This is a genomic window from Candidatus Chloroploca sp. Khr17, assembly GCF_004138165.1.
Classification (GTDB): domain Bacteria; phylum Chloroflexota; class Chloroflexia; order Chloroflexales; family Chloroflexaceae; genus Chloroploca.
On the sequence record NZ_RYFF01000091.1, the window covers coordinates 2,059 to 10,946 of the forward strand.

At 62.2% G+C, this 8,888-nt stretch carries 7 protein-coding genes; 1 reads left to right on the top strand and 6 read right to left on the bottom strand.

Annotated elements, in window-relative coordinates; all coding sequences use genetic code 11:
- Window positions 1-4,198, top strand: a 4,198-nt coding sequence (locus EKD05_RS24225) for a DUF6531 domain-containing protein (protein WP_129678013.1), incomplete at its 5' end; no start/stop codon positions are given.
- A 146-nt stretch (window positions 4,199-4,344) separates the two neighbouring features.
- On the opposite strand, the gene EKD05_RS24230 is transcribed toward EKD05_RS24225, so the two are convergent.
- From EKD05_RS24230 to EKD05_RS24255, 6 genes are all read right to left on the bottom strand, one after another.
- Window positions 4,345-4,731 (bottom strand): hypothetical protein, encoded by a 387-nt coding sequence (locus EKD05_RS24230; protein WP_129678015.1) that lies wholly within the window; start codon window positions 4,729-4,731, stop codon window positions 4,345-4,347.
- A gap of 13 nt (window positions 4,732-4,744) precedes the next feature.
- On the bottom strand, window positions 4,745-5,029 hold the full coding sequence (locus EKD05_RS24235) for a hypothetical protein (RefSeq protein WP_129678017.1): 285 nt from the start codon (window positions 5,027-5,029) through the stop codon (window positions 4,745-4,747).
- Window positions 4,980-5,549 (bottom strand): hypothetical protein, encoded by a 570-nt coding sequence (locus tag EKD05_RS24240; protein ID WP_129678019.1) that lies wholly within the window; start codon window positions 5,547-5,549, stop codon window positions 4,980-4,982. The genes EKD05_RS24235 and EKD05_RS24240 overlap by 50 nt, the downstream gene beginning before the upstream one ends.
- Window positions 5,550-6,080: 531 nt before the next feature.
- Window positions 6,081-7,553 (bottom strand): FtsK/SpoIIIE domain-containing protein, encoded by a 1,473-nt coding sequence (locus tag EKD05_RS24245; protein ID WP_129678021.1) that lies wholly within the window; start codon window positions 7,551-7,553, stop codon window positions 6,081-6,083.
- A 30-nt stretch (window positions 7,554-7,583) separates the two neighbouring features.
- The gene (locus EKD05_RS24250) at window positions 7,584-7,883 is read right to left on the bottom strand and encodes a hypothetical protein (RefSeq protein WP_097655392.1); all 300 of its coding nucleotides are present in this window, start codon (window positions 7,881-7,883) and stop codon (window positions 7,584-7,586) included.
- The gene (locus EKD05_RS24255; RefSeq protein WP_129678023.1) at window positions 7,880-8,680 is read right to left on the bottom strand and encodes a hypothetical protein; all 801 of its coding nucleotides are present in this window, start codon (window positions 8,678-8,680) and stop codon (window positions 7,880-7,882) included. Before EKD05_RS24255 ends, EKD05_RS24250 begins: the two co-directional genes overlap by 4 nt.
- Window positions 8,681-8,888 lie beyond the last annotated feature (208 nt).

An 8,888-nucleotide genomic window follows, 5' to 3' on the forward strand; every position in this document is an offset into this window, starting at 1 on the left:
CAGCGTTATCGAGCTCGGGGACGGCAGCGGGATTACCGCACGACAGGGTGCCCTTACTGTCATTGGGAGCACCATCCGCAGTAATCCGGTTGGCATCTCTGTCAGCATCGCCAACCCAACGATCCAGAACAATCAGATCTACAACAACACCAGTTACGGTGTCTATAACAGCAACACGACCATCACCATCAACGCCGAGAACAACTATTGGGGCTCTGACAACGGTCCGGCGCCCTACGGTGGTGGCAACGGCATCAACTACACAACCCGCTACGACTCGCTCTGTCGCTGCAATGTAATTGATCGTTTCCTCGTTGACGCCGACCCCTGGATCGGCAAGGGTGCCAGCAACGGCGGCGGCGTTGCCCACCAGCGCTATGTCTCTGACCCGGTGAATACGGCCAACGGCAACTACATCTACAGCCGGACTGATGTCTCGCTCCCGACTCGCTCCTTCCCGCTGGTCTTTACGCGGGCCTACAACTCGGCGGCGGTCGACACCGGCGGGCCGCTCGGCGCGGGCTGGACGCACAACTACAACATGTCCATCGCCACCAGCGCCCAGGACGGCGCAGCGACGGTGGCCTACGGCGACGGGCGGACGGCACGGTTTACCTGGGATGGCACCACGTACACCCCGCCGCCCAGTATCTTCGCGACCCTGATCCAATCTGGCGGGCTCTTCACGCTCACCGAGAAGGACCAGACGGTCTACGCTTTTGATGCGAGCGGACGGCTGGCGACGATCACTGACCGTAATGGCAATGTCACCACGCTGGGCTACACGGGCCAGAACCTCACCAGTGTCACAGCGCCTGATGGCCGTGCGCTTGCCCTTAGCTACAATGCCAGCGGCCAGCTGATCGCGGTCGGTGATCCGCTCGGGCGCAGCGCCACCTTTAGCTACGATGCCAGCGGCAACCTGGTGAGCGCGAGCGATCTCGGCGGTGCGGCAACCACGTATACCTACGACACCGCCGGGCACATCACGGCGATCACTGACGCCAATGGCAACAGCTTCCTGCAGAACGTCTACAACGCCGAGGGCCGTGTCATTGAACAGCGCGACGCCGATGGCAACCTGAGCCGCTTCTTCTACGATGTGACGAACCGCACCACGATCGTCACCGACCCGCGCGGCAGCACGACCACCTACCGCTACGACCCCGAACTGCGTCTGATCGCCGAGACGAACGGCCTCGGCCAGACCGAGACCTATACCTGGGATGCGCTCAACAACCGCACGAGCGTGACCGATCGCCGCGGCAATACGACCTCCTTCTCCTATGACGATCGCGGCAACCTGCTCACGATGACCAACCCTCTTGGGGGCGTCATGGTGCGCAGCTATGACGGGCGCAGCAACCTGCTCACGGCAACCGACGAGCTTAGCCGCACGACGATGAATACCTACGACGCAAGCAGCAACCTGCTCACCAGCACCGATCCAATTGGCGGCGTCACGAGCTTCACCTACTTCGCTGATGCCGGGCGTCTTGGTTTGCCAGCGAGCATGACCGATCCGCTCACGCGCACCACGAGCTTCAACTATGACGCAAACGGCAACCTCACGACTGTGACAGACGCGCTCGGCAACGTAAGCACACGCACCTATGATAACGGTGGCCGACAGCTGACCCAGGTCGATCCGCTGGGCAATACGACCAGCTTCACCTATGACGCGCTCAACCGCATATTGACCACGACCGACCCGTCCGGGGCGGTGATGACCACTACCTACGATCCAGTCGGGAACCTCCTGACAATGACCGATCCGCTGGGCAGAGTGACCACGCGCACCTACACAAGCAAAGATCAGCTCGCAGCCATCGTTGACGCAGCCAGCTTCACAACCAGCTTCGGCTACGACACGGTCGGCAACCAGACCAGCGTCACCGATGGGAATGGCAATAGCACAACCTTTGTCTATGACGCGGCGAACCGGCTCGTGAGCAGCACCAACGCCCTCACCCAGACGACAACCTACACCTACGATGGCAATGGAAACCAGTTGACCGTGCTCGACCCGCTTGGCAACACCACCACCTCGACCTACGATGCACTCAACCGGCTAACGACCCTGCTCGATCCGCTTGGCAACACTACCAGCACCAGTTACGACGCGGTTGGCAACCCGCTTGCCGTCACCGATGCGCTCGGCACTAGCTCGACCTTCAGCTACGACGCACTCGACCGCCTGATGACCGTCACTGATGCGCTGAGTGGCACCGTGACCTATACCTACGACGCCGTCGGCAACAAGACGTCGGTGATCGATGCGAACGCCAATACAACAACCTACACCTACGATGCCCTGAACCGTCTGCTTGCTGAGGCCGATCCGCTTGGCAACACCCGCAGCTATACCTACGATGCGACCGGACGACTGATCGGCAAGCTTGATGCGAATGGTGCGACCACCAGTTACCGCTACGACGCGGTCAGCCGTCTGATCGGGCTCGTCTATCCATCCTCGACCGTGACCTACACCTATGACGTGGTCGGCAACCGGCTCGTGATGGTTGACCCGACCGGTACCACCACCTACAGCTACGATAACTTGAACCGGCCGCTTTCCATCGCCCAGCCCAGCGGCACCGTAAGCTATAGCTACGATGCGCTGAACCGGACGGCGGTCACCATGCCGGGCGGCCTGACCACCTCCTACCGCTACGATGCCGCCAATCGCCTGGTGAGCGTGACTGACTGGAACGACCAGATTACTAACTACGCCTACGATGCGGCTGGCCGACTGCGCACGACGACCTTCCCGAATGGAGTTACGACGACCAACACCTATAATGCCGCGAGTCGCCTGACCAATCTCAGCACCACTGGCCCCGCCGGGAGCCTGGTCTCGATCAATTACAGCTACGACGCGGTTGGCAACCGCACTGCGATGACCGAGCCGACCGGCACCACGACCTACAGCTACGACGCCCTCTACCGGCTAACCGACGTCAGTTACCCAACCGATGCGCCGGCAGCGGTGAGCTACACCTACGATCCAATGGGCAACCGGCTGACCTTGACCGAGGATAGCGTTGTCACCAGCTATCGCTACGACGACGCCGACCGGCTGACGGCGATCAGCACCGGCAACACGACGACCACGCTCACCTGGGATAACAATGGTCAGATGCTGAGCAAGGGCGATCAGACCTTCAGTTGGGACGTGGCCGGGCGCATGATCGGACTGACCAACGGCGCAACCAGTGCAAGCTACGTCTACAACGGCGACGGCGTGCGGGTCGGTCGCACGGTTGATGGTACGGCCACAAGCTATCTCCAGGATCTCGCCTTTGGGCTCCCGCAGGTGCTGGTCGAGACAAGCGGTGCCGACACGACGCGCTACGTGCTCGGCCTCGACCAGATCGCCCAGATTGGCACCACGACCAGTTACTACCACGGCGACGCCCTGGGCTCCGTGCGTGCGATGAGCGACAGCGCTGGCCAGGTCACCGCGACATACATCTACGACGCCTTCGGTGGCGTGCGCACGCAGACCGGCGGCGCTGGCAACGCCTACACCTTCACCGGCGAACAGGTTGACCCGGAGGCCGGGATGGTGTTCCTGCGGGCGAGGTATTATGATCCAGTGATTGGGCGCTTTGTAAGCCGTGACCTGTTCCCTGGGTTCTCTTTCGATGTACAGTCAGTCAATCGGTATGTATATACTCAGAATAGACCACCAAACTTCACTGATCCTGAAGGTAAGTTCATTATCACTATACTGGCTGTTGCGGTAGTTGGCTACTCATTGTATGAGGCTGGAACGGCCTGGAATACGTTTCTATCAAATGCTGAGCAGCTAGAGGAGAATCGCAGAGGGTACTACGACCTAAGTGAAAGTAATGCAGAGCAATGGCAAGAAAAGTACGGCGATTACAATCCGAATCAAGACGTTTTTAAAACAGCACGTTCTGGACTGCATGCCGGACTCAAGACACCCGGTACAAGCGTCACAGGAAAACCATCAACGAGCCTTGATGTGTTCACAGTAATTGACGAAGTACTTAAGTGGCCAATTCTGTCTCTGATTGGAGAGCCGAGAGATAATACTGTTGCACCACGAACTAAAGCGCACGAGGATGAGGTTGAGGGTCTTGTTTACAGGAGCCAGTCAGCTAGCCGGAGAACGACTGCACCATCACAAGCTTCATCATCATGGTCGCAACCGCCAAGCAAGTCGAAATGATCTTCTGCCAATGATTCATAAGGAGCTCCTGAAACGGCAGGAGCCGCAGCGATGGCCGGCATCGGCAAGGATCTGCTCCTGGAGCTCAACCGGGATGGACGGACGGCTCACGGGGTGGGAACCGGCAACTCACCAAGCGTGGGCAACTAATGCCCCCGGCGCTTGAGCAGCGCGTAGGCGAGCGCTTTCCGCACGGCCAGCGCATCGGCGTCCTGGGTGAGGCGGGCGAGCCACGGCTGGCCCTCGGGAGTCAGCGACCCTTGCTCCTTGCGATCCCGGAGCACATCGTAGAGCGCCAGCGCGTCACTGTTCATCGTGCTGCGCGCGATCGCCCAGAGCGCCTCGTCCGAGCGGTGCTCCATGGCCGCCAGTTCGTCCTGGACAGCGTGAGGAAGATCCGGCTCTGGCGCTGGGGGCAGGCTGCGGGCGAGCGTCCGAATGACGACCGCATCCACCGACTGGGCGGACGCGTGGGCGCGCTGCTCCAGCTGGGTATCCAGCTCCTCGGGCACTTCGATCGTTCGTGTCGTCATCAGTTCTCGCTTTCTACGCCGGCTGCTCGACCTCAGTCAGTTCGCGTCGGGGGCTAAGTGCCGCATGCGCGCGCTCCAGGCGCGCCTGCTTTTGTCCGCGCAATCCACCTGACAGGGCGATCCGGTTTGGCGACCAGCCACGCTCAAGATGTAAGAATTGTATCTGCGCGTCACTGAGGGTACCACCTGCGGCGAGCACGGCGGCGATCGCGGTATCCATGGGCGCGTCGGTACGCTGGTACGCCGCATCAGCGTGGGCGGTACCGGCATTGTACCCCGTACCGTACGATCCCTGCATCGGCGGCAGTTTCGGCAATTCCGGTCGCTGTCCTTGCGTACGGTACGGTCGTGCTGCCCTGCTGCTGTGGACGCGCTTCTGATGAACGTGTTGACAGCATTGCCCCTGCTGCCGTCGTTTCGACGACAGGATTATCGTGTGGCAGCCGGGCGATCGCCGCTTTCCGTTCCTCGATGGTGAGGAAGGGAATGCTCACCGAGACGACATCGCGGTAGAAGCGCACGGTGAAGAAGCCGCGCTCGGCGAGTTCTGACGGCGGCATACCGCCACGCTCCTTGATCTCCGCGGTGCTCATCCCCAGGTTGGGCTTGCCGGCATCGCGGCTGACCTGACCACCGGCCACGGCCAGGCCGATCTGCCGACGCCAGCCGGTCTCCCAGTTCGAGGCGTCCTGCATTAGGATGCAGTAGCGGAGGCCGCCCGCGAGGGCCGAGGAGAGCTCACGGGTCAGCCAGCGCTCCAACTCACGCCCGAGGACCTTTTCGAGCAGCGCCAGTTCAAAGAACCGAATGCCTGCCAATTACTGCTCAACCCGAACCTATTGGAGTGGGCCGTAAGTTAATGCGTATGGGAGCACCGACCTCCGAACACCCCCCAGTGACACTGCTCGGTGCGCAGACGCTGCGGTGTGGTCAGCCCTGGCAGGCGCACCATGCACCATGCCAATACCCCGCATATGCAGCTATTCGGGGGGAGTTTGGTGCGCACAAAAACCGCCGCTTGGCGCATTGGGACGCCGTATGACGCAGGTGGGTACAGCTTGCAGCCATGCAAGGTCGTCTGATCGGGTACGCACAGGCCCGATCACCGGGTTGCCAGAGCGACGCAGGCCGGTTGGGGCGGCGGTCAGCGCGTCTTCCTCCCCTCAATGCACAGGGGTCGCATCAACCCCTCGGAGTATGTGGGGTGATCGAGCGCTGACGTGGCCGCCGTGACCGCCGCTGCCCCTCGGCATGCATGGGGCGGGGCGGCCTCAGCAGGGAGGCACACCCTTCACGCAGGGGCGGCTGCCCCTCGGCATGCATGGGGCGGCCCCTTCCTTCCAGCCCGCTTACACCTGCTGCTCAACCTCAGCCGGCTCACGCCGGAGGCCAAGCGCCGCATACACGCGCTCCAGGCGTACCTGCTTGCGTCCCCGCAGACCACGCGACTCGGCAATGCGGGTGGGCGACCATTGCCGGTGAAGGTGTAAATAGGTAATCTGCGCATCGGTGAGTTCATCACCCTGCTCCAGGGCAGTATCGATCGCCGTACCCAGCGAGTCGAGCGTGTTGGCAGTATCAGTGGATACCCCATTCTGATGCCCGGTACTCACCATACTGCCATCAGCGAGGAGGGCTGAACGCGTCGTTTTCGCGCACTGCTGGCCCTGGCTTGCCGCGGAACGTACCGCAGTATCGGGTATCGTCGCCTCCTGTTGGGGCGCAGAAAGGCTTGACACGCTTGTCCGCTGTCGCGCGCTGGGCAGCCGGGTGATCGCTGCTTTCCGTTCCTCGACGGTGAGATAGGGGATGCTGACCGAGACGACATCGCGGTAGAAGCGTACGGTGAACTGGCCGCGCTCGGCGAGTTCTGACGGCGGCATACCACCACGCTCCTTGATCTCTGCGGTGCTCATCCCCAGGTTGGGCTTGTCGGCATCGCGGCTGACCTGACCACCGGCCACGGCCAGGCCGATCTGCCGGCGCCAGCCGGTCTCCCAGTTCGAGGCGTCCTGCATCAGGATGCAGTAGCGGAGGCCGCCCGCGAGGGCCGAGGAGAGCTCGCGGGTCAGCCAGCGCTCCAGCTCACGGCCCAGCACCTTCTCCAGGAGCGATAACTCGTTGATCACGACCCAGACCATCGGTGGGCGACTCTGGGGCGGCAGTTCTTCCCACTTGGTCACCCCGTGCTGCGCCAACAGGTGCATGCGTTCGGCACGGAGCGCTTCGAGCGCCGCGATTGCGTCAGGAAGGTCTTCCTCACGGGTGATCGGCTCACGCCAGTTGTGCGCCAGCCCACGCCAGAGCGCCCCGTCTGGCCCTTTGCCGTCGATACAGAAGATCTGCACCTGCGCCGGCGTCGTGCGCGCGCAGAGGGTCGTGGTGGTCAGGAATTCCCAGATGTTCTTGCCCCAGCGAGTCATACCGGTGACCTGGATGTTGCCCACAAAGTAGGGGCTATCGCCGTGCAAGCTGCCGGTCACCAGGTCGGCCACGCCATCTGAATTCTGCCAGCCAATCGGGATCGCGTAGGGATCAGGCGCGTGATCGACCGCGACCGCGTGCAGCGTTGGCCCAACACCCGCCGGTGGGGTGCGCAGCGGTTGCGGGTGCTGCAGCAGGTGCGCAACTGCCTGGCGTTGAACGACATCCAGTGCGTCGATGCGGTGCTGGTAGTCCTGGGTCAGCTGGTCGGCCCGCTCCTCCGCCTGCCGGGCGCGTCGGCGCAGCGTGAGCAACTCGTAGACCGGCCAGGCGGCGACGAGCACCGCAAAGCCGAGCCATTGGAAGAGCCCGAGCGCGTCAAGGAATGATGGCTGCATCGTTATGCCTCCTCAGAGCATGGCACGGGATCACGACGTCGGCTGATGCACCAGGCGCAAGACCAGCCGCCGCCCACCGATCAGGATTTCGTTGCCCTGCACCACAATGTCGGTTCCTGGGCTGTCAGGCGTGATCACGAGTTGATCGCCATGGACGTCGATCGCCAACGTAACCGGGGCCTCAGCCTTGGCCGCGATGCGTTCGAGGAGCAGGTCGACAAAGACATCGGCCTCAAGCTCACGATCGCCACGCGCCATCCGCTCAAGATGCCCCTCGATCATGGCGTCGAACTCGGCCTCGCTCATGTCGGAGAGTCGCGATTCGCTCATTCGGCACCTCCTTGCTGGAGCAGCATGCGCTGCTTCCAGGTTTCATATCCTAGCACGACCAGGTCATGACCGCGGTGACGGATAGCCACTGGGGCAGGGAAGTGGTCGAGCAATGTATCCATCGTACCAGGCGTGGTGTCGCCGTTGATCTGTGCCCACGCTTCAGGCTGGAGCATCACGACGAGCGTATGCACCGCACCCTTGACGGCCAGACGCACGATGTAGAAATCGTGGGCCAGCGGCGCGGCGGCTTGGACGAAATAGGTCGAGGTCTTGATGTCGCCCGCAAGGCTGGCAACGGTCAGATCGCTCAACGAATAGCGTGCCTGCGGATCGCGTAGGTCGTGGGCCTGGAACGGAACGCCGCTGGCTTCGAGGTCGCGAAAGATCTCGACCTCCAGCGCATAGCCACGCGCAAAGGAACCCCACCAGTAGAGCAGGTACGCGAAGAGATGCCGCGTTTCAGGACGACGCCAGCCGCGCTCGACCAGACTCTGTCCGATCCTGCGTGCGTAGCGTGCTCGAAGTGCCGGGCTTTCCTGGCGGACATCCTGGAGCGCGAGCAAGTCGGCTATATAGACATCAGCCAGTGGTCGATCGACGAGCAGCGTGTAGACAGCACGAAACGACAGCCGTTCCGTCTCTACAATCAAGAATGCAGCCTCCAGCACATCCATGGCGGCAAAAACCCTCGCCCAGGCCGCCGAGCCTGAGACACGATCGGTGAGGTAGTCGGTCACCGCTCGTTCGTGGATGGCGTCGAATGCCGCAGGGAGTTCGATGTGGAGCTCATTCATACTCAGCTTGTCCGGCGTGATCTGTCTGTACAGGAATACCTACCAACGCAGCCCGGCCGCCCGTCACCCCGGGCGCTCCTTGTGTGAAACGCCGCGCCCCGATTCGCGCAGGCGGGGCAACGAAAGTCCCTTTGAGGTTGCACCAGACCGCCACCCTGCTATCATGGGCACGCCAGTGCCGAAAAAAGACCGTGAAAGTCCCTTGTGC

Excerpts from the sequence above, each read along its gene's own strand:
- EKD05_RS24230 (WP_129678015.1), bottom strand. The coding sequence starts at position 4,731 with ATGACGACACGAACGATCGAAGTGCCCGAGGAGCTGGATACCCAGCTG.
- EKD05_RS24235 (WP_129678017.1), bottom strand. The coding sequence starts at position 5,029 with ATGCAGGGATCGTACGGTACGGGGTACAATGCCGGTACCGCCCACGCT.
- EKD05_RS24245 (WP_129678021.1), bottom strand. The coding sequence starts at position 7,553 with ATGCAGCCATCATTCCTTGACGCGCTCGGGCTCTTCCAATGGCTCGGC.
- EKD05_RS24250 (WP_097655392.1), bottom strand. The coding sequence starts at position 7,883 with ATGAGCGAATCGCGACTCTCCGACATGAGCGAGGCCGAGTTCGACGCC.
- EKD05_RS24255 (WP_129678023.1), bottom strand. The coding sequence starts at position 8,680 with ATGAATGAGCTCCACATCGAACTCCCTGCGGCATTCGACGCCATCCAC.